Raw genomic sequence first — 19,683 nt, 5'->3', positions numbered from 1 at the left:
AAGTTACATAGGGAATAATGAAATGGGTTAAGAAATCCATGGTATCTGTATTGCAGAATTCTTAAAATATCTGATGGTAGTATCTAATGATCCTGTTGAGTACTGCTTACTGATTGAGGATTTCATAGAAAATCAATCATTTGGTGAATAATTTGGTTGTTGCCTTCACTGCAGGACTTTTAACCAGAACAAATATTCTATCTCCCCTTGCAAGTACAACATCTTCTTTAGGAATGGTTATTTCTCCATCCTTGTATATTGCATTTATTATGTAATTATTGGTTGGGCTGAGATCCCCTATTCTTTTACCAACAACTTTATCATTGGTAACTCTTATGTCCAGTATCTCTGCATTTCCCTTTCCAATAACTATCAAATCTGCAATCTTAGGTCTTGTTATAATTTTTTCAAGGTAGCTTGCCGCTGTGAGTTCTGGGCTGATAACATCATCTATTCCAACCTTCCTGAAGGCCTCCTCATGGTCAGGGTTGCTGACCCTTGCAATTATTTTTTTCGGGTTGTACTCCTTAACGAGTATACATGAAAGCAGGTTAACCTCATCGTTACCTGTTGCTGCAACAAAAACGTCTGCATCTCTAATGTTAGCTTCTTCAAGGGTTTTTACATCTGTTCCATTTCCACATATAACCAATGCATCCATTTCACTGGCAGCGTCGCTGCAGAGGCTTGCATCATTATCAATTATTGTGATATCGTGGCCACCGCTTACAAGTGATGCTGCAAGGCTCACCCCTACTCGGCCACTGCCCATTATAACTACATACATAATAATTACACCTTTTAATTTATTACTAATTTTAATATTGATCTAGGATATAAACTTAAAATCAATCAACAAAATTCAATCGGTCCTTTTTCATGTAACTGGATAAAAAAATTTTCATATCTAATTGTATATCTAAACTTTGACATTCAGGTATTAAAGCCTTTTGAATAGATCGAATCCAACCTTGAGGAGCACGATTGCAGGAATGATCTCGATCCTTCCAACCCACATATTAATGATCATGAATATCTCAGGGATCTTTGGCATGGTTGCAGATGTTATTCCCACAGAAAGACCCACGTTACCCTGTGCTGATGCAATTTCAAACAAAGAATCTATTCCTCCGTATCCATACTTGGTGAAAACGATCCAGCTTACTAGTATGCAGAAGAAGTACAGGAACACGTAACTTCCTGCCTCTTTTATCTCTGCATCTTTAACGGTTTTTCCAGATATCTTCCTTGGAATTACAGAACCTTCAGGGGACACAACTTTCAATATATCCCAGTAAACGCCCTTTACAAGTGTAACTACCCTTATGAGTTTCAATGCACCTGTTGTTGAACCTGCAGACATACCGATTATCATACACGCCACCAGTATTATCTTTACGTAGGCTGTCCAGTTGACCATTTGGATGCTGGTCATTGTGTTTGAACCGGTACAGCTTAGGGCTGAAACAACGTAAAAAACAGAGTTAATATCGGATAAATTGCCGTAAAGCATTAAAAGTACTGAAAAAACTGTAACTATAATTATCATGGCCTGGAATTGTATGTCCTTTAATACATCAGTTATTTTTCCTTTAATGGCTTTGTAATGTACGAGGAAGCTTGTACCTCCAAGTATCATCAGAACCATTGTTACGATGTAGATCCAGATGCTGTGGTATGCTCCGATGTTGTCGTTTTTAATGGACATACCTCCTGTGGAGAGGTTTGTGAAACAGTTGTTGATTGCATCGAAGAGGGGCATACCTGCAATGACATAGAGTGTTATTCCAAGAACTGTGTAAAATAGATAGATCCACCATATTGTCTTCACTGTGTTGACTATGTTGGGTTTTATTTTCTCCTCACGGGCTTCAGCTTTGTAAAGTCTTGCAGCAGCAGTTCCGGGCCTTATAAGCACTCCTATAACTACAATTACTACTCCAAGCCCTCCAACCCATTGTTCAAGGCTTCTTAGGAACAAAACAGATTTTGGGAGTATTTCAACGTTTGCGTACATGGTCAGACCACTGCCTGTCCATGCGGACATGCTCTCGAAGTAGGCATCAAGAAAACTTATGTCTGTTGAAAGGTAAAGACAGAGACTTCCTATCAATGCTGCCCAAAGCCATGCAAGAGCAGCTATTATCATTCCATGCTTGAGTCTGAGGTTGGTACCTTCACCAGAGAAACGTTTTAGAACGTAACCAATGGAAAGTGAAATCAGTGCAGGTACAAGAAAACACAGGTAAGTCTGTTCGTTGTAGATGAGTGCAACAATCAATGGTATGAGTACAACAGCCCCTACACCTTCCATCACAGTTCCAAGGTTCTGGAATATAACAAAAAAATCTCTCTTTCTAAGGTAACCTCTCATATCATTAATATGATGGAATCTTTCTAATATAAAATTTTGCTTTAATAAGGATTCCTTTTAAGGAGAAAACGTAACAAAACTTAAATAATAAAAATTTTTAGTAGAATAAAGTAGATTTGTAAGTTAAAGATTTGTTAAATGCTTTATTTTTGTTTAAATCGAATTATTCCCAAGATATACCTTTAAAAAAATAGGATTTTAAGTGATTTGAATTCAACCTTTAAAACTTTACATCACTTTTTTTCATCCTTCAAACTTTCCTGGGCCATGAACTCCTTGATTTCCTGTATGGTTGTCATGAGTTGGGCTGGGAAAACTATTGTGGAGTTTTTTTCCACGGCTATTTCACTTAAAACTTGCAGGTTACGAAGTTGAAGTGCTATTGGATGGTTTTCAATGATGTCTGCAGCTTCACCGAGTTTGGCTGCTGATAGGAATTCACCCTCAGATGTGATGATCTTGGATCTTTTCTCCCTCTCTGCCTCAGCCTGTTTGGCTATGGCGCGTTTCATTGATTCAGGAAGTTTAATGTCCTTGATTTCAACTGCTGTAACACTTATTCCCCAGGGTTCACTGTGTGAGTCGATTATTTCTTTGATCCTCTCGTTTATCTTTGGGGTTTCTGATAGAACCTCGTCCAGTGTGAACTGTCCTATGACGCTTCGAACCGTGGTCTGTGCTATCTGGTTAACTGCTCTGTTGTAGTTTTCAATGACGACAACTGAGTTAAGGGCGTCAACCACCTTGAAGTAGGCCACTGCAGCCACATCTATTGAAACGTTGTCCTGGGTTATGATCTTCTGGGAGGGTATTGGCATGGTCACGATACGCAGGGAAACCTTTACCATCCTGTCCACAAGGGGTATTATAAGTCTAAGTCCGGGCTGCCTAAGTCCTATAACTTTTCCCAGACGGAAAACCACCCCTCTTTCATACTGGTTCACTATTCTGATTGAAAGACCGAGTATGATTAAAATCACTATGCCTATAATGAAAAGAGTTATTATATCCATATTAAAACCTCCATGTATTTTTTTGTTGGTTGTTTCTAGTTAATATTTAGGTTTTTCAACTTATTATACATGAAGATCGTGTTTGGCCCTTCACTAAAAAAATTCAATGTTTTTTTAAACTGAACATCCATTAGAAAACATCCATTAGAATCTTTACTTATTACGTAGATCTGATGTCATGTTCTCAATTCACTGCATAATATTAGTACAAAATTAGATTTCATTTAAAAACGGTAGGGGATGTAAGATAATTTAGAACAATAAGTGGATAATAAGAAATAAAACAGTTTAATCAGTTAATAAGTTCATTAAAAATAAATAGAAATATTCATGAAAATTTAAAATTTATAAAACTTACAATTTTCAAGAATAAAAATTTCCTAATTCAAAGCGTAGTCTTATTCGACTATTTCTGCGAAGGCAAAGTTCCTTCTGGTTGAGTTAATTTTGATTTTGACTTCGTCGCCTACTTTTGCGCCTGTTACGAATATAACAAAACCTTCTATACGTGCGATTCCGTCTCCGTCCCTTCCGAGATCTTCAATTTTAACATCGTATTCTTCTCCTACGTTAATAGGAGCTGAATTTTCTCTACTTTCGTAGCTATCATTTCTGTCGTAATTATTTCCGAACAATTCATCACTTCCTAATTCAGCCATAAAATGACCTTAACTACCATTTATTTTAATGGTATATATATCTTTGCAAAAAAAGTGAAATTGTTTCAGATAGTTATGGGGTTTTAAAATGGTTTATAATGTTATTGGAAAGTTTAATGGGAAAAATATTCTTGTAGTGGGGCACTGTTAATATTAATTTCAAAAAGATTACACATGGTTATTTTTTTTAGTTATTCAAAACTTTTTGGTTCTGCATTCCTTTGCATTAATCTCTTTAACAGTAATAATCGTAAAATTAATAGGGATACTCACATGAATATTATAATGATGATGCATAGCTTTTTTGGAACTAGCTTAGGTGCATTGAGTTTATCTAAATGGTTTCAAAGTAACAATTCATTCTTAGCAATTTCTATAATATTTATAATATTAAAAATTTTCATAATATTAATTTCATGATTCCCTTTAATAATACAGAATCCATGAAAAAACAGTTTTCCATGACTGATACAGGTTAAGGAGAAATTTTTATGATAGGTATAATGGCAGACACCCATGATAATCTAAGTGCAATTAGAGATGCAGTTCAACTATTCAATGAGAATGGCGTTGAACTTGTTATACATGCAGGGGATTTAATAGCTCCTTTTACAGCTAAAGAATTCCAGAAACTCGATGCGAACTTTGTTGCAGTTTTTGGAAATAACGATGGTGAAAGGGATGGCCTGAAAACCGCCTACCATGATCTTTGCCTGCTTGAAGATTTCAGGGAATTTTCAGTTTCAGGTAGGAAATTTGCAGTTATCCATGGAACACAAGAGCCAATTGTGAATGCACTGGCTAAAAGTGGACTTTACGATGTTGTTATAAGGGGACACACCCATAAAACTGAAATAATAAAGGACGATACAGTGATTGTAAATCCTGGAGAGGTTTGTGGTTACGTTTCAGGGGATAGGACCGTTGTGCTCCTGGATCCAGAGACTTTGGGTCATGAAATTGTACACCTCTAAACTGCAGCTTAAAAGTAGAGTAAACTCCAATTCAATACTCCTTTAAATATAACTTGGTTCAATACTAATATTTCACACTGTGATTTAGAAAATTTTTTAAGGACGTTTCATGAATTTTCTATGAAGAGTACCTAAGAAGAGTTACCTTAAACTTATCTAAAACTAAAATATTAATGATCAAATCTTTTGAGACCTATTAAACTTAGATCATAGTATCAAATTAATTCAAGATTAAAATTGGTTTATAAACTATTGAAGGAATTATAATGAAATATAAAACTCTTGCACTATTTTTGGTGGGAATTGGAGTACTTGCTGTAATGGTATTATTCATAGGGCCTGGAGAAGTTGAAAGTGCAATTGCGCTTGCAAATCCATGGTACGTGGCCATTGCAGTTCTTGTACAATTTGCAATATATGGTCTCTGGACCTTTAGATGGGATATAACCATTAAATCCCTTGACATAACTGCTAAAAAACGGCACATACTGCCAATGCTCATGGTTGGCCTTGCAATAAACAACCTCACCCCAAGTGCAAGGGGAGGGGGAGAACCTGTAAGGGCATACATACTGGGCAAATATTCAAAGTCACCCATGGAAAATGCCTTTGCAACTGTAGTAGCTGATAGAGGTCTTGACACCTTCCCCTTCGTGGTGCTTGCAGTTTTCTCTATCACCTACTCGGTTCTCTACTTGAAACTATCGGAAATCACAATAGGGGCTCTTATAGCTGCCCTTTTGATTCTCCTGGTAGCATTTTTCATCATAATCTACATGTGCATAAATGAAGGGGCTGGAAAAAAGATAACCATGTGGCTTGTGAGGCTTATAAAAAGATTCTCCAGAAAAGAACACAGCAACATTGAAAACAAAGCTTTAAAGGCTTTGAACAACTTTCAGGACAGCATCAAGTCCATGATGAAAAATAGGAATGTCCTGCTGTATGGTCTGCCACTATCATTCGTGATATGGCTCTTTGAGATAGCGAGGGTTTACATAGTATTTTCAGCCTTCGGTGTTCAGGTTTCTCCGGGAGTTATAGCAGTTGTTTTTGTAATAGCAACGCTGATTGGAATGATACCTCTTTTACCAGGAGGTTTGGGGGCTGTTGATGGTATAATGATACTCATGTACTCAATCGCAGGTGTACCACCTTCAATAAGTGCAGCTGCAACCATAGTTGAGAGACTCATATCCTTCTGGATGACCTCGGTCATAGGAATGCTACTCCTTCCTTACTTTGGAACAGGTGTTATGGACAAGGTTTCTGAGGAGATGGGGCAGTAAAACGTTTCAATTTGTTATTTAATTCAATTTAATTGCTTAAATTTTTAAGTTAAGAATGTTTATTTGATATTTTTAGTACCTAATTAATTATTCCTCATTTTATAAAACTTCAATGGGCTTTTAAGTTTTTAATATCTTAATAAATTGTTAATTCACTTTTTTTGAGTTATAACTGCATTAATCTTGACTGTATACTAAAATGGCTTGAAAACTTCATCTGTCCAACTGAAAAAATCAAATGGAAAAATTTATACCTTTTCTTCTCCTACATCAAGTCGGTGATAATCATGGAAATAAACGGCGTGGAAATAGAAGATAACTTTGCAGAAGCATTCGGTATACAGACATCCAGAATTCTCATAACTGCAGCAACCAAAAAACTGGCAAAGGTAGCGGCTGTGGAAGCTACAGGCTACGGAACATCCGTTATTGGATGCCCAGCAGAGGCAGGAATAGACTGCTACGTACCTCCACAGGAAACACCTGACGGAAGGCCAGGATACATCATCATGATCTGCAACATGGACAAGAAAAAACTCGACCATGAGCTCCTTGAACGTATTGGAATGTGCATACTCACAGCAGCAACCACAGCTGTCTTCGATGCAATGGAAGAACCAGACGAAAAATTCAAAACAGGTCACAAGCTCAAATTCTACGGTGACGGATACGAAAAAGTCCTTGACATCCAGGGAAGAAAGATACACTCAATCCCGCTCATGTCCGGAGATTTCCTTGTTGAATCCGAACTGGGAGTAAAAGCAGGAGTTGCAGGGGGAAACCTGTTCATACTCGCTGAAAACCAGCCAGCAGGACTCTTAGCTGCAGATGCAGCAGTAGACGCTATTAAAGCAGTACCTGGCGCTATAACACCATTCCCAGGGGGGATAGTTGCTTCAGGTTCCAAGGTAGGTTCAAACAAGTACAAGTTCCTCAACGCATCCACCAACGAAAAAATGTGCGTAACACTCAAGGGCGATGTTGAAGGATGTAACATCCCAGAAAACGTTGACGGAGTCTATGAGATAGTTATAGACGGTGTGGATGAAGAAGCAGTTAAAGCAGCAATGAAAGCAGGTATAGAAGCTGCAACCAAAGTTAACGGTGTTCTACAGATCAGCGCGGGTAACTTCGGTGGAAATCTGGGTAAATACAACATAAAACTGCAGGAACTGTTCTAAACAGTTAAGGTTGAAATTTAATAAAAGATTTCTTATCTTTTTTTATATTTTGGCTGTTTTTAAATCATTTTTTATTTTTCATATTCCTTTAAAACTGTTTTTATAAGATTAACTGATTTTATGAGTTTTAAAACTTTTTAAAGCTTTTGATAAAGTTTTAAGATATTTTTATTTAAAGAGTTTAGTTTCAATAACAATATTAAAAATTCTAATAAAATATTTTAAAAATAAAATATTAAAAAAAGAAGGCTTTTTAAGAGTAGTACCTATTAAAAACTGATTCCGGTTTCAAAAAAAATCACTCTATACAGAACTTCTCAATCTCTTCACTCTCCAGGATTTCCCAGATCTTCTCTTGAGGCAGATCAACCCCTAGCAAAATTCCCCTTTCAGTTAGGGCTTGAACTATTTTCTGGCTTGTTTCAACATCCCTTGCAGATACTGTGTGGCTGTGCACATTTCTTGATATGTGGGAGAGTGTTTCAAGGGATCTTCTGGCATCAGGTTTCTTGTACTCCTCCTCACACCTCTTGAGATCCTTTTCATCCTTGATGTAGAGTTTTCTTGATACCACTTGTCTTAAACCCGGGAGGTAATGCTTTGAATCAAGTATTCGGCCACCCAGACCTATTATGATCCGTTTGTCATCGGTTTCACCAGGTTTGTGCCTTAAAAGAACCTCATTAACACGCCCATATTCTTTGATCTTTCTGATTATCTCCTTCTGGCTTAGGTTAACCCCTAGTAAGAATCCTTTTTTTTTCAATTCGTTCTCTACATCCGCAAGACTGGTGGTGTCAGGTCCAGATATTGTGTGAGAATGTATACCTCCTCCAGAAAGAGTATAAAGTCTTTCAAGGGATTCCATTCTTGCTGAATCCCTTTCCAGTTTTTTAAGAAACCTTTCCATCTCCTCGATCCTGGACAAGCCCACCTTCCTCTTGAGCGGTTCGTGAAAGCCCGGAAGGTAATACTCTATATCCTCAAGGGTGCAGCCGTGTTTCAGGATGATCTCAGCTTCTTCCCTTATGTCTCTGACGTCATGGGTTTCTGTTATTTTGATCTCTGGTTTAAAAACAACCTCAACCAATCTTCCATGCTTCCTTGCTGCTTCTTTTATCTCCTCTTCATCGAGGTTCACTCCGAGAAGGATGCCTTCACTTTTAAGTTCATTTGCAACTGCTTCAAGACTTTCCTTGGTTGGCCCTGATATCCAGTGGGAATGAATTCCGCTCACAGATTCGTAGATCTTCTCAAGGGATTTTTTACGGGTATTCTCACGTTCCAAACTCTCTAAAAATCTGTTCAGTTCGCTGATCTCTGATACTCCAATTTTTCTTGCCAGAGGTTCCTTGAACTCAGGCAGGTGGTACTCTATGTTTTCAAGGGTGCAGCCGTGTTTCAGGATGATCTCTGATTCCCTTTTTATGTCATGGACTCCGTGCATGGTGGTGATCTTCATGATGGTGGGTTCCATTGCTGCAAAATATATGTCCTCAGCACCGCTAGTTTCAGGAGAAACGACCTTATCTGCTCCAGAACGATAAAGTCTCCGGATATTCTCCTTTTTACTGGCCCTTGTGACTATCCATATTTCAGGATGTATTTCACGTGCAGTCAGGGTTATGAAAAGGTTGTCCACATCCTCTCCAGTTGTTATTATAACTCCCCTAGCCCTTTTAAGCCCAGCATCTAGCATAACTGTTTCATCAGTGGCATCCCCAGGAATTGCCAGAACTTCTGGATCGTTCCACAGTTCCTTTTCAACGATCTTTTTATCCCTTTCAATGATTATAACGTCTCGATTCCTCTTTTTAAGCTCTTTATGGACGGCATTACCCACCCTTCCATAACCGCAGAGCACGAAATGATCCTTCGTTGCACCGATCATCCTTCTCTGCTTAGCTCCAGATGTTATTTCTTCAACTGCCATTGTAACCACCGTTATTGTTAATGTAAATGCATATGCAAGTAAACCAACCCCTCCCAGAACAAGTGTAACTACAAAAAGTCTTTGAAGTGGTGTTACTGGGCTGATATCACCATAACCTACTGTTGCTATGGTTATAACTGTAAAATAAATAGCATTGATTGGGTTTAAACCCATGATGTAAATTGAACCAATAATCCCATAAACCACAAGTCCACTGACTGCAGTTAATGCATAAAGCATCATTCTGTAAGGGATGGGTGGAATATCTTCCTCTTTTGGTAGAATGTGCAGTTCGAAGGGGTTCAAAGGATCACCATTATTTTTTAATTCTTTTAAACCTTTCAATGTGTCCTTAAAAAACTGATAATATTACTCTTCACGGGTTCGATGTAATTTATAAGATTTTGGAAAAAGAGGCCCTTAAAGCACTGTTTTTTTTGAACGATTTTGCTTGTAGGATAAGTCTTCATTCGTTAAGCTGGGTCTCAAGGTTATTATTAAATATCATCTGTTTTATAATTTATAAGTAGTGATAAAATGACTCCAAAGGACATGATGGTTACTGATGCCAATGCAGAGGCTATGGGAATACCTAAACTTTCACTCATGGAAAATGCAGGTAGATGTATTGCAGATGTGATATCCAAAATCTCAGATCCATGTAAAACCGTTATATTTGCAGGTAACGGCGGAAACGGTGGTGACGGATTTGTGGCTGCACGCTACCTTTTAAACAGAGGATTTGAAGTTGACGTGATACTTTTAAACCACCTTTCAAGGATAAAATCTCCGGAAGCACGTGCAAACCTGGAGGTTCTCCGGAGGATTAACAGAGGTTTGAGTCCACTGAGGATCCAGATGATTGAAGACTCTTCAAACCTTAAAAAGTTTGATTCTGGGGTTGTGGTGGATGCCATACTTGGAACCGGTGTCAGGGGAAAGCTCAGGGAACCGGTTTCCACAGCGGTGGATATTATAAACGATTCAAGTGCCATTAAAATTGCTGTTGATGTTCCAACAGGACTTGACCCGCTGACTGGTGAGGTTCACCACAAATCAGTTGCTCCAGACATCACAGTAACCTTCCACAGGGCGAAAAAAGGCCTTAAAAATGCCGGCATTGAACAGGTGGGTAACGTACGTGTATGTGATATTGGAATACCTCCTGAGGCTGAAATATTCACAGGCCCTGGGGATCTTCTAAGGATTCCGAAAAGGGTTGAAACATCTCATAAGGGACAAAACGGACGTGTACTTATTATTGGGGGCAGTGCAGATTATTCAGGTGCTCCTGCGCTTGCAGCATTTGCTTCAATGAGATCCGGTGCAGACATAGCAGTTGTGGCCTCTCCAGCATCTGTATCTGGTGCAGTAAGATCCTATTCTCCTGATGTAATCGTTAAAACTCTTTCAAACACAGTATCAAATGATTTTGTAACTCTTGAAGATGTTAATGAAATCCTGAAACTTTCAAAGAATGCAGATTCCTTAGTAGTTGGTTGTGGAATAGGAATGGCAGATGAAACAGGAGATGCATTGAACGAACTTATGCGAAAGGTTCAGAACCCCGTGGTTATTGATGCAGATGCACTTAAACTTATTGACATCGATACTATTACAGAATCGGCACAAAATGGGCTTGATGTTGTTGTAACGCCCCATGGGGCAGAATTCAAATCATTATTTGGATTGAATGTGCCTGAAGGTCTTGAAGAAAGGATGAATATGGTTTCAGAGGTTTCGAAAAATTCAGGGGCTGTCACCGTTCTCAAGGGTACCGTTGATATCATCTCAAATGGTGATAAAGTAAGGTTGAATGCAACAGGCAATCCTGGAATGACTGTTGGAGGTACAGGGGATGTTCTCGCAGGACTCATTGGTGGATTGATGGCACAGGGCCATGACGCCTTTGAATCAGCATACCTTGGTGCCTACATAAATGGAATGGCTGGAGACATGGCACAGGAGAGGTACGGCTTCAACTTCACTGCAAGCCAGGTTGCAAATTTCATACCTGGGGTTTTGAATCAGAAGTAAAGTATAAAGGGAGAATAGATAAGTTTTATTTGGAATCAAAGGTTGTAACTAGATAATACCAATGAAACTCAGTATCAGCAGGAATATAACTCCAAAAATCCCTCCAAAACCTGCAACTAATACTGTAAGAATGTTAATGGGAATATCAACTGAGGGAATTAGATCAACGATGAAAAGAAGTATGAATCCCAGGATCATGTTCAGGAGTATCCTCAAAAGAACACCACCCACCTTGAAAAGGATTATCAGTCCTAAAATAACAATAAGAACCAGTATAATTTCCATTAGAATCTTTGATCTCTCCTTTTACAGCTTTTAAACTAATTTAGATCTACTATTCAATAATAAATATTTAAATTTATTTTCAACAAAAATTTTAGTTTCAATAATTTCAATTTCAGTTTTAATTTCACCAGTATCAACGAGAATTATTTCTTAATGAGAATTGTTTTTATTAATCTTACTAATTTAATAAAAAAAGTTTCTAATAAAAATGAAGAAATAATGGGATGATATTTATCTCCCAATCTATTCCTTGTTTATTTAAAGGCTTGTAACCATTATTTCAGTCCTTTTTACAGACTTTCTGGTAGCATGCTGCTTGGAGGCCGTAGTTTTTGACCATTCCTGCCATTTCGCGCTGGTCCATTTCCTTGTCTTCGAAGGATACTGCGTCCTGGCTGTAGAGGCTGCATGGTGATTCCCTTCCAAGGATCCTCATGCCCCCCTTGTGGAGTTTGACCATTACTTTGCCTGTCACACGTGTTTGCATTTTATCTACGATTGCATCAAGATCTTCACGTAATGGTTCGTGCCACAGTCCGTTGTAAACGAGTTCTGCATAGGTCTGTGAGATTGTTTCAGCAAATTTTAGCTCTTCCCTTGTGAGGCTTATCTGTTCAAGGGCCTTGTGGGCTGTGATTATAAGCATTGCTCCTGGTGTTTCGTAGTTCTCCCTGGATTTAAGGCCTATTATCCTGTCCTCCACGATGTCAACCCTTCCGATTCCGTGCATACCTGCGATGCGATTGCACTCCCTGATAAGCTGGACCGGTGTCATTTTTTCACCATCGATGGCCACTGGAACTCCTGCTTCGAATTCCATTTCAATGATCTGGGCGTCATTTGGTGCGTCTTCACTTGAACGTGTCCAACTGAAGGCTTCTTCTGGTGTTTCAACCATTGGGTCTTCGAGGATGTCTCCCTCTATGGATCTGCCCCAGAGGTTTTCATCGATACTGTAGAGCTTGTCTGATGGTGTGGGTATGCCGTGGGACTTTGCATATTCCATCTCTTCTGTTCTTGTGAGGTTTAAATCCCTTACAGGTGCTATTATATCGCAGACAGAACCGGATCTTATGGTTGATTCGAACCTGAACTGATCGTTACCCTTACCTGTGCATCCGTGTGCTATGGCTGCGGCTCCCTCTTTCTCTGCCAGTTCAACGATTTTCATGGCTATTAATGGTCTTGCAAGTGCGGTGCTCAGAGGGTAACCCTCGTAAAGTGCATTGGCCTTAACTGCTTTGAATATGAATTCACTTGCAAATTCGTCCTTTGCATCGATTGTGTAATGCTTTGATGAGCCTATCTTGTTTGCGACCATTCCAGGTCTTTCTATTTCATCTTCAGGTTGGCCAACGTCAACGCAGGCTGTGATAACTTCCATGTCGTACTTTTCTTCCAGTAATTTAACGCACACAGAGGTGTCCAATCCACCGCTGAATGCCAGAACAACTTTCTCCATTCAAAATCACCTTGATTTGGTTTTATATGAACTTAAACGTATATCATTCAGTTATATCCTTTGTTGATCAAGAGTGTAGCATGATCCATCAAAAAATATAATTCAAAAAATCTACCAAATAGTAACTACAATAATAGTAACTATAAGAATATTGGAATATTTTATAATTTATAACTTGGCCCTATTCCTGCTGGTGCATTTTATCACATGGTGTAAACATGAAACCTGAAATGATCATACTCTCCTCAGAAACAGGGGGAAACATAACTGAAAACGAACCTCTCACTGAATACATTCCAATGGGATCAACAAGCTCCCGGATTATTCGTGCAGCAAAAAGGGGAACACCTCTCCTTAAGGTCGGGGAAGGTGAACCAAGGGTCATGCTAACGGCAGGAATTCATGGAAACGAGCTTCCACCCCAACTTGCAGCCCTTAAACTTGCAAATGAACTGGAGAACATGGAAATCCATGGGACTGTTTACTTGATACCATTTGCAGTACCCCACTCAACCATGAAAAATTCCAGAAGGTTCAGGGGATTCGACATGAACCGTTCAGCATCCAAGGGGGGTTCAGCTTCAAACGACATACTGATGGCAGTTAAGACCTTTAAAATAGATTCTGTTGCAGATTTCCACGCCACAAAACTCAGGAGTAATCCTGGGGTGGAGAGTGTTTTCTGCTCAAGAAATCCCTGCCCTGAAAGCCGTGATATAGCTGAACACATAACCCATGAAACAAAATCCAAGTTACTCCTTCATGAACATGCTGGAACCCTCTACAGTGGGGCTCTTGAGGATGAGTGCAACCTCATGGGAACGCCTGCTGTGACATGTGAGGTAGTGTCAGAGAACTGTCAGGTTAACCCTGGAAGCCCTGAAAGGTCATACCGGCAGATGTTATCTTATTTAAGGTACTTTAAAATCATTGAATTATGATCCCTTTCATTTAACACTTTTTTTATTTTTAAAATTTTTATTCAATCTTTTATTTAATAAAGAAGATAAAACTGAAATTATTTACTATCATTTTCAGGATCCTTTCATGAAATTTAGGGAAATCCTTTTTTATGAGGTTTTACAGAGTTAAATCTGATAAAAATGCCTTCTTACAAAAAACACGTTTTATTCTCAATATTGATGGCCCTACCATTTTTCCCAGATGTGTTCTACCTCTCACTTGCAGTGCTGGGAGCCTCAATGTTGGATATGGACCACGACGTCAACAGGAAGAACCTGACCATAATGGCCTTAATTGGTATGGTGATAGCTCTAACACTTTATATACTTAAACTACCCTTTTTAATAGGTTTGATACTCATTATCCTAGCTGTGATATTTTATGTGTCCAAACACAGGGGATTCATGCACTCAATCATGGGGATATGTTTAATTTCATGTTTCATGGCGGTATTCGTCATGGGATCCAGCTTGGTGCTTCAGGATCTAAGTCTACCTCTGAAACTATCTCTGATACTTATATCCCTTTTACTTGGTTTCATAATCCTTAACAGGAAGTTAATGCCCATTTTTGCAGTTTTGGTGTCTATAGGAATAATCTTAACCCCAACTTCCCTCTTGAACTCAGTTAATATTTATCAAGTATTTGCTGCGATTCTCCTGGGATGTGCAAGTCATGTGATACTGGACATGTCCACACCTGCAGGGATCAGGCTTTTGTCCCCAATTTCGTCCAGAAAATACCACAAAAAAGCTGCTTTTGGGCTTTTTAGTCTATGGATTGGTTCTGTTTTCATATATTTCTTCTTATTGAATGGATCGTGGCTGAGTCTATTCTGAAATCGTTGGGGATATCATGTTTTTGTTGTTATTTTTGAATTTTAAAATCAAATAATAAATATGAAAAATTAATTTAGTTATATTTATATATCATGTTTTATAATGAAGAATCAGTTAAAGGTGGGTAAGGCAGCCGATGTTATCCGGTTGTCATCTGTTTTAGCAATGCTATTTACCCGTATTTTCAGTTATTATAAATGGAAGGAGTTATTCGAAAATGTTCTTAGTTAGAATATACTATGGAATTGCTTATTTCGTTGTTCTCATCTTTGAAATATTAAAGGCGGAGCTTGATGTTGCTGTAAGGACTGTCAACGGTAAGGTGGAACCCACCGTTGTTGAAATTCCAACGGTGCTCAAGAGGCCAGTTTCACAGGCAATCCTTGCAAACAGCATAACCTTAACTCCGGGAACACTTTCTATTGACTTGGACTCTGAAAATCAAGTTTTGAAAGTTGCAACAATATATCCAAGGGCAATTGAAGATGTAATTCCATTTGAACCATACATAAAAGGGATGTTAGAATGAACATACTCGTCTTATCAGAATACATCCTAATGGCGGCCCTGGCAATCTACGCAGTGGCCACCATAAGGATCACAACCAGAAAAACCATAGCAATGGGTCTTGTAGGGCTCTTAGGTCTGAGCATAGCAGTTGTGACCATACTCGTCCTGATCCAGCACATTTACGGACTGGGTTTCTGCAGGGACATAGCAACAGCTTTGGTGTTCCTGGGACCCATTGGAACCATAGCATTCGCAAGAGTTTTGAGGGGTGATTAAGTGCAGGACCTTATAACCTTGATACAGGCAGCAGTACTGATACTAATGGCGGTACTGGTGCTCCTGGCAACATTTGGACTTTTAAGATTCAAGGATGACATCAAACATGTTACCTATGCCAGAATACACATACTGGGAGTTACAGACACAGCATGTATAATAGCACTTCTTGCACTTAACGAACCACTTCTTGCTGTGGCCTACTTCATTCTCGCACCATTTGCAGCTCATGCAATAGCCAATGGCCATTACTACGGGGAGGAAGAAAAATGATAGAGTACATATTCATGGCCGTAACAGTTTTAGGTGCCATAATAACCCTTATGCAGCGCGATCTCCTTAAAGCAGCCATATTAACAGGAATTCCAGGAGTTGGCTTGGCCCTTCTTTACCAGTACCTCCAGGCACCAGACGTTGCACTGACCCAGGCAATTGTGGGCTCAGCCATAGTACCGGTGTTCTTTGCACTGGCAGTTTACAGAACACGCAGGGTGGAGGAATAAAATGATTATGGACACTCAACTAGCATCGCTCTTAACAGCAGGAGCATTAATAGTTATTGGACTATTCGGTACAATTTATCTGGATAACCTTATAAAAAAAGTTATAGCACTTGCATTCATAGGTGACGGTGCCAATCTTTTCCTCATTGCAATGGGGTACAAGGCTGGGGGAATAATTTACATCTTCCTTCCAGGAATGGCAAGTAACTGGTTCTCACAGAATGCATCATACCCACTGCCATACGCACTGGTTCTCACGAGTATCGTTATCGGTGCAAGTACCCTGGCAGTCATGCTGGGAATAATCATCGTGCTTCACAAAAAATACGGATCTATAAGTGCATCAAAGGTCCTTGGAGAGTAATTGAAATGCCTTCAAAAGACTCATCAAACATTACAAGCTTCAAAGGAAGTACAGAAATTAGAACTAACATGAAATTTATGTGCAACATTCAGAACAGTTGTAATTGGGCGTTTATACAAAATGGAGGGATTACATGGATTATATGAATTCATTAATCCCGTTGATGGTTATAATACCAATCACTTGTGCCCTGTTCCTGAACCTGCTGCATGAAAGGGACAGAACCATCAAGGTACTGTCAGTGATCATTGCACTGGCACTGCCAATTGTCCCACTTTTTGCAAACTATGGAACCCATTACTTCGGTGGATACGCACCGCTCATCCAGAATGGGGCCATAGCAACAGGGTTACCTGCATTCATAACAGGTTCAGCACTCAACGTGTTCCACCCTGCAATAACCTACGTATTTGGAAGTGCACAGAAGCTCTTCATATTCATAGTGGGAATTGTGGCATTGTTCTCAATATTCCTATCTCTTTACGAGGTTAAAAGGCCTTCTGGAATGTATGGATACCTTTTATTCATGCTTGCAGCTTCAATAACTGCTTTGATACTCACAGATGACATATTCAACCTTTTCGTTTTCTTTGAGATAGCAGCACTGGCACAGGTTGGTATAATCCTTGTTTCAAAGGTTAAGGGCAGCTATGAAACAGCCCTCAAGTACATGATACTTGGAAGTATAGCTTCTCCAATGATGCTCCTTGGAATAGCATTCCTCCTTGGAGTTACAGGAAACGTTAACATCACAGATATTGTTTATGCGATTAAACATGGACTGGTGGATCCCAAGAGCCCAGTACTTCTAATGGCATGCGGCCTTATAACCTTTGGATGGCTCTACGGTTCAGGACTTCCACCGTTCCACTCAATAAAGTCAGCGGTTTACAGCAAAGCACTCCCAAATGGAGCTGCATTGCTTCAGGCATTTTCGGTTGTGATGTTCGTAGCCCTTGGAGTCATAATATTAAGGATATTTGGTTACCTCCCATTCTCAAAGGTCTTCATAATAGGAATATCCCTCCTTGCAATGGTTCTGGGTATAACCATGGCCCTGAACCAGACCGATTTCAAACGTATCATAGGTTACCTTGCAGTGGGTGAACTTGGATACATTGGAATAGGACTTGGACTTGGAACTGCAATGGGAGTAACAGCAGGACTCTTCCAGGCTGTTAACGAACTTGTAGTAACTGCATTCCTATTCATAGGTTTCGGTACCGTACTCTACAAAACCAGGGAAAGTGATGTGAGAAAACTGGGAGGCATGATGGTACAGTCACCAAAAACAGCCTTTTTGGTTATGATAGCAGGCTTTGCAATGGCAGGAGTCCCTCCATTGAACGTTTTCCAGAGTAAATTAATGCTCTGTCAGGCTGCTGTGGATGCAGGACTACCCGAGCTCGGTATAATAATGATAGTCCTGAGTATCGTGACCTTCATGACCTTCATGAGGGCATACTACGCCATATACCTGAGACCAAAACCAGATGACCTTGAGATCAAAAACGAAAAAATACCAAGGGTAACACTCCTTGCAATGGTGGTGTTCCTGATAATATGCATAGTATTTGGTCTGTTCCCAGGTCTTGCAACCAATTCTCTGCAGGGACTTGCGGTGAACATTGCATAGTAACAGAGGGATTCTATGAGCATCTATGATATTATAGTGAAAAAAATAAAGGATATTCGAATTGAAACAGATGAAGAAGGACCATTAACAAACGTGTCAACTTCATCCATGTTGGCCGGGGAAATAGCCATAGTATCCACCCTTCTCCTGGCAGTTATCATGCTCAGGGTTGTAAGCAAGGTACTGATGATCTTTGCATTCATTATCCTCCTTGTGCTTGTTGTGGTGGCAATGCCTATCATGCCTAAACTCAAACGAGAACAGAACGATTCACTGGCTAACATGACATTTTACGTTGTTGTGGCACTTGGAATTATCATAACATTATTCTATTGGGGGAATCTAAATGTCTGAAGGATTAAGAAACATAATAGCAGGGTTTTCGCTCTTGGTATTTGCAATGGCACTTTTTGAGTCCATATTCCACTTCAGCAGCATGATCTATCCTGGAATAAGCTACATCTACAACTGGGTCGGACCACAGATAGCTCCGAACATGGTAACAAACGTTGTATTTGATTGGAGGGGCTACGACACCCTGGGAGAAGCCCTCATACTTGTAACTGCTGTTGTTGTAACCCTTCTCATATTTGGAAGGGGTAAAGTGGATCTTGGAGGAGATGATTAAATGAGCACAATACTCAAACTCTTCGCACTTCCAGCATCACTCATACTGATGTGTTACGGTATTTTAACCATACTCGGAGGACACATAACTCCTGGAGGAGGATTTCAGGGCGGTGCAATAATAGCAGGAGCATTGATCTTCTGTTTAGTTGTGTACGGTTTAAAGGAAAACCCAATACACTTAACACACAACTTCATGGCATCCCTTGAAAGTGTAGGGGCCATTGCATATGTTTCATTGGGACTTGCAGGACTCTTCACATCAGGATTCTTCCTTTACAACCTTGGTGTTAATCTCTACGGTATCGTACCTCCATTCATACAGCACATATTTGACTACCCTGACCCGATACATGCGGGTATCATTCCCTACCTGAACTTCGTTGTGGGTCTCAAGGTCATGGTGGGACTGACTGCAGTGGTTGTAACCTTCCTCGAGAGTAAGAAACTGCTTGAAAACATGAACGAAGAGGAGATCTAAATGGTGGTTTACGCAGGTCCATTGATACTAGGATTTCTATTGGGATTCATACTTGGAACAAGGATCAAGGAAAATCCCGAAAGCAAGCTGAAATTCGATGCATCGGTTTACATCGTTACATTGATATTTGCAGTGGCCATGGCATATTTCCTCGGTGCATTTCCCTACTACACAGATGCTCCCCTTGCATCAGGATTCGTAGCAGCATTCATAGGAATAATAGTAGGTAAACTACTATTTGGAAGGGAAAGAAGCACTGAAAATGAAGACTGAAACA

General features: G+C 39.6%; 23 protein-coding genes. 16 read left to right on the top strand and 7 right to left on the bottom strand.

The window, feature by feature from the left end:
• Positions 1 to 136: 136 nt before the first annotated feature.
• The 4 genes from MCBB_RS10495 to MCBB_RS10480 all read right to left on the bottom strand — a co-directional run bounded on the left by MCBB_RS10495 (position 137) and on the right by MCBB_RS10480 (position 4,022).
• The gene (locus tag MCBB_RS10495; RefSeq protein WP_071907714.1) at positions 137 to 787 is read right to left on the bottom strand and encodes a potassium channel family protein; all 651 of its coding nucleotides are present in this window, start codon (positions 785 to 787) and stop codon (positions 137 to 139) included.
• 153 nt (positions 788 to 940) lie between these two features.
• Complete coding sequence (locus MCBB_RS10490) at positions 941 to 2,374, bottom strand: TrkH family potassium uptake protein (RefSeq protein ID WP_071907713.1); 1,434 nt, start codon at positions 2,372 to 2,374, stop codon at positions 941 to 943.
• A 233-nt stretch (positions 2,375 to 2,607) separates the two neighbouring features.
• Positions 2,608 to 3,387, bottom strand: a complete 780-nt coding sequence (locus MCBB_RS10485; RefSeq protein WP_071907712.1) for a slipin family protein — start codon at positions 3,385 to 3,387, stop codon at positions 2,608 to 2,610.
• A gap of 398 nt (positions 3,388 to 3,785) precedes the next feature.
• Positions 3,786 to 4,022, bottom strand: a complete 237-nt coding sequence (locus tag MCBB_RS10480; protein WP_071908083.1) for a TRAM domain-containing protein — start codon at positions 4,020 to 4,022, stop codon at positions 3,786 to 3,788.
• Between the two features lie 515 nt (positions 4,023 to 4,537).
• On the opposite strand from MCBB_RS10480, the gene MCBB_RS10475 reads away from it, so the two are divergent.
• The 3 genes from MCBB_RS10475 (at position 4,538) to fhcD (ending at position 7,490) form a co-directional block, all read left to right on the top strand.
• Positions 4,538 to 5,020, top strand: a complete 483-nt coding sequence (locus MCBB_RS10475) for a metallophosphoesterase (protein ID WP_071907711.1) — start codon at positions 4,538 to 4,540, stop codon at positions 5,018 to 5,020.
• A gap of 266 nt (positions 5,021 to 5,286) precedes the next feature.
• A complete protein-coding gene (locus MCBB_RS10470; RefSeq protein ID WP_071907710.1) occupies positions 5,287 to 6,309 on the top strand; it encodes a UPF0104 family protein in 1,023 nt (340 codons plus the stop codon).
• 287 nt (positions 6,310 to 6,596) lie between these two features.
• Complete coding sequence (gene fhcD / locus MCBB_RS10465; protein ID WP_071907709.1) at positions 6,597 to 7,490, top strand: formylmethanofuran--tetrahydromethanopterin N-formyltransferase; 894 nt, start codon at positions 6,597 to 6,599, stop codon at positions 7,488 to 7,490.
• Between the two features lie 298 nt (positions 7,491 to 7,788).
• Here the strand turns inward: fhcD and MCBB_RS10460 are convergent, their stop codons facing one another.
• Complete coding sequence (locus tag MCBB_RS10460) at positions 7,789 to 9,666, bottom strand: 3H domain-containing protein (RefSeq protein WP_071908082.1); 1,878 nt, start codon at positions 9,664 to 9,666, stop codon at positions 7,789 to 7,791.
• Between the two features lie 294 nt (positions 9,667 to 9,960).
• Here MCBB_RS10460 and MCBB_RS10455 point away from each other — a divergent pair, with 294 nt between their 5' ends.
• Positions 9,961 to 11,460 (top strand): bifunctional ADP-dependent NAD(P)H-hydrate dehydratase/NAD(P)H-hydrate epimerase, encoded by a 1,500-nt coding sequence (locus MCBB_RS10455; protein ID WP_071907708.1) that lies wholly within the window; start codon positions 9,961 to 9,963, stop codon positions 11,458 to 11,460.
• A 48-nt stretch (positions 11,461 to 11,508) separates the two neighbouring features.
• Here the strand turns inward: MCBB_RS10455 and MCBB_RS10450 are convergent, their stop codons facing one another.
• Together MCBB_RS10450 and MCBB_RS10445 are read right to left on the bottom strand one after the other, a co-directional pair.
• Positions 11,509 to 11,745, bottom strand: a complete 237-nt coding sequence (locus tag MCBB_RS10450; RefSeq protein WP_071907707.1) for a pro-sigmaK processing inhibitor BofA family protein — start codon at positions 11,743 to 11,745, stop codon at positions 11,509 to 11,511.
• Between the two features lie 280 nt (positions 11,746 to 12,025).
• The gene (locus MCBB_RS10445) at positions 12,026 to 13,207 is read right to left on the bottom strand and encodes an argininosuccinate synthase (RefSeq protein WP_071907706.1); all 1,182 of its coding nucleotides are present in this window, start codon (positions 13,205 to 13,207) and stop codon (positions 12,026 to 12,028) included.
• A 218-nt stretch (positions 13,208 to 13,425) separates the two neighbouring features.
• Between MCBB_RS10445 and MCBB_RS10440 the strand changes: the two genes are divergently transcribed.
• From MCBB_RS10440 to MCBB_RS10385, 12 genes are all read left to right on the top strand, one after another.
• The gene (locus tag MCBB_RS10440) at positions 13,426 to 14,148 is read left to right on the top strand and encodes a succinylglutamate desuccinylase/aspartoacylase family protein (RefSeq protein WP_071907705.1); all 723 of its coding nucleotides are present in this window, start codon (positions 13,426 to 13,428) and stop codon (positions 14,146 to 14,148) included.
• A gap of 162 nt (positions 14,149 to 14,310) precedes the next feature.
• On the top strand, positions 14,311 to 15,009 hold the full coding sequence (locus tag MCBB_RS10435; RefSeq protein WP_071907704.1) for a metal-dependent hydrolase: 699 nt from the start codon (positions 14,311 to 14,313) through the stop codon (positions 15,007 to 15,009).
• Between the two features lie 217 nt (positions 15,010 to 15,226).
• Entirely contained in the window at positions 15,227 to 15,538 is a 312-nt protein-coding gene (locus MCBB_RS10430) for a monovalent cation/H+ antiporter subunit E (protein WP_071907703.1), read from the top strand.
• Entirely contained in the window at positions 15,535 to 15,795 is a 261-nt protein-coding gene (locus MCBB_RS10425; RefSeq protein ID WP_071907702.1) for a monovalent cation/H+ antiporter complex subunit F, read from the top strand. Before MCBB_RS10430 ends, MCBB_RS10425 begins: the two co-directional genes overlap by 4 nt.
• The gene (locus MCBB_RS10420) at positions 15,796 to 16,068 is read left to right on the top strand and encodes a cation:proton antiporter (protein ID WP_071907701.1); all 273 of its coding nucleotides are present in this window, start codon (positions 15,796 to 15,798) and stop codon (positions 16,066 to 16,068) included.
• The gene (locus MCBB_RS10415) at positions 16,065 to 16,298 is read left to right on the top strand and encodes a DUF4040 domain-containing protein (RefSeq protein ID WP_071907700.1); all 234 of its coding nucleotides are present in this window, start codon (positions 16,065 to 16,067) and stop codon (positions 16,296 to 16,298) included. The genes MCBB_RS10420 and MCBB_RS10415 overlap by 4 nt, the downstream gene beginning before the upstream one ends.
• A 1-nt stretch (position 16,299) precedes the next feature.
• Entirely contained in the window at positions 16,300 to 16,662 is a 363-nt protein-coding gene (locus MCBB_RS10410; RefSeq protein ID WP_071907699.1) for a cation:proton antiporter subunit C, read from the top strand.
• A gap of 142 nt (positions 16,663 to 16,804) precedes the next feature.
• Complete coding sequence (gene ehbF / locus MCBB_RS10405; protein WP_071908081.1) at positions 16,805 to 18,298, top strand: energy conserving hydrogenase EhbF; 1,494 nt, start codon at positions 16,805 to 16,807, stop codon at positions 18,296 to 18,298.
• A gap of 15 nt (positions 18,299 to 18,313) precedes the next feature.
• Positions 18,314 to 18,652, top strand: a complete 339-nt coding sequence (locus tag MCBB_RS10400) for an energy-converting hydrogenase B subunit G, EhbG (protein WP_071907698.1) — start codon at positions 18,314 to 18,316, stop codon at positions 18,650 to 18,652.
• Positions 18,645 to 18,926 carry an EhbH gene (locus MCBB_RS10395; protein ID WP_071907697.1) on the top strand — a complete coding sequence of 94 codons (282 nt, stop codon included), beginning with the start codon at positions 18,645 to 18,647 and terminating at the stop codon, positions 18,924 to 18,926. Before MCBB_RS10400 ends, MCBB_RS10395 begins: the two co-directional genes overlap by 8 nt.
• Positions 18,927 to 19,406: an MnhB domain-containing protein gene (locus tag MCBB_RS10390; RefSeq protein WP_071907696.1), complete on the top strand. Its 480-nt coding sequence runs from the start codon at positions 18,927 to 18,929 to the stop codon at positions 19,404 to 19,406.
• Positions 19,407 to 19,679: an energy-converting hydrogenase B subunit J gene (locus MCBB_RS10385; protein ID WP_071907695.1), complete on the top strand. Its 273-nt coding sequence runs from the start codon at positions 19,407 to 19,409 to the stop codon at positions 19,677 to 19,679.
• Positions 19,680 to 19,683 lie beyond the last annotated feature (4 nt).

Origin of the sequence: Methanobacterium congolense (assembly GCF_900095295.1) — an archaeon.
GTDB classification, from domain to species: Archaea; Methanobacteriota; Methanobacteria; order Methanobacteriales; family Methanobacteriaceae; genus Methanobacterium_C; species Methanobacterium_C congolense.
Note: the sequence above shows the minus strand (reverse complement) of the source record. Positions and strands in the feature narration are given on the sequence as shown.

Excerpts from the sequence above, each read along its gene's own strand:
- MCBB_RS10495 (WP_071907714.1), bottom strand. The coding sequence starts at position 787 with ATGTATGTAGTTATAATGGGCAGTGGCCGAGTAGGGGTGAGCCTTGCA.
- MCBB_RS10490 (WP_071907713.1), bottom strand. The coding sequence starts at position 2,374 with ATGAGAGGTTACCTTAGAAAGAGAGATTTTTTTGTTATATTCCAGAAC.
- MCBB_RS10485 (WP_071907712.1), bottom strand. The coding sequence starts at position 3,387 with ATGGATATAATAACTCTTTTCATTATAGGCATAGTGATTTTAATCATA.
- MCBB_RS10475 (WP_071907711.1), top strand. The coding sequence starts at position 4,538 with ATGATAGGTATAATGGCAGACACCCATGATAATCTAAGTGCAATTAGA.
- MCBB_RS10470 (WP_071907710.1), top strand. The coding sequence starts at position 5,287 with ATGAAATATAAAACTCTTGCACTATTTTTGGTGGGAATTGGAGTACTT.
- fhcD (WP_071907709.1), top strand. The coding sequence starts at position 6,597 with ATGGAAATAAACGGCGTGGAAATAGAAGATAACTTTGCAGAAGCATTC.
- MCBB_RS10460 (WP_071908082.1), bottom strand. The coding sequence starts at position 9,666 with ATGATGCTTTATGCATTAACTGCAGTCAGTGGACTTGTGGTTTATGGG.
- MCBB_RS10455 (WP_071907708.1), top strand. The coding sequence starts at position 9,961 with ATGACTCCAAAGGACATGATGGTTACTGATGCCAATGCAGAGGCTATG.
- MCBB_RS10450 (WP_071907707.1), bottom strand. The coding sequence starts at position 11,745 with ATGGAAATTATACTGGTTCTTATTGTTATTTTAGGACTGATAATCCTT.
- MCBB_RS10445 (WP_071907706.1), bottom strand. The coding sequence starts at position 13,207 with ATGGAGAAAGTTGTTCTGGCATTCAGCGGTGGATTGGACACCTCTGTG.
- MCBB_RS10440 (WP_071907705.1), top strand. The coding sequence starts at position 13,426 with ATGAAACCTGAAATGATCATACTCTCCTCAGAAACAGGGGGAAACATA.
- MCBB_RS10435 (WP_071907704.1), top strand. The coding sequence starts at position 14,311 with ATGCCTTCTTACAAAAAACACGTTTTATTCTCAATATTGATGGCCCTA.
- MCBB_RS10430 (WP_071907703.1), top strand. The coding sequence starts at position 15,227 with ATGTTCTTAGTTAGAATATACTATGGAATTGCTTATTTCGTTGTTCTC.
- MCBB_RS10425 (WP_071907702.1), top strand. The coding sequence starts at position 15,535 with ATGAACATACTCGTCTTATCAGAATACATCCTAATGGCGGCCCTGGCA.
- MCBB_RS10415 (WP_071907700.1), top strand. The coding sequence starts at position 16,065 with ATGATAGAGTACATATTCATGGCCGTAACAGTTTTAGGTGCCATAATA.
- MCBB_RS10410 (WP_071907699.1), top strand. The coding sequence starts at position 16,300 with ATGATTATGGACACTCAACTAGCATCGCTCTTAACAGCAGGAGCATTA.
- ehbF (WP_071908081.1), top strand. The coding sequence starts at position 16,805 with ATGAATTCATTAATCCCGTTGATGGTTATAATACCAATCACTTGTGCC.
- MCBB_RS10400 (WP_071907698.1), top strand. The coding sequence starts at position 18,314 with ATGAGCATCTATGATATTATAGTGAAAAAAATAAAGGATATTCGAATT.
- MCBB_RS10395 (WP_071907697.1), top strand. The coding sequence starts at position 18,645 with ATGTCTGAAGGATTAAGAAACATAATAGCAGGGTTTTCGCTCTTGGTA.
- MCBB_RS10390 (WP_071907696.1), top strand. The coding sequence starts at position 18,927 with ATGAGCACAATACTCAAACTCTTCGCACTTCCAGCATCACTCATACTG.
- MCBB_RS10385 (WP_071907695.1), top strand. The coding sequence starts at position 19,407 with ATGGTGGTTTACGCAGGTCCATTGATACTAGGATTTCTATTGGGATTC.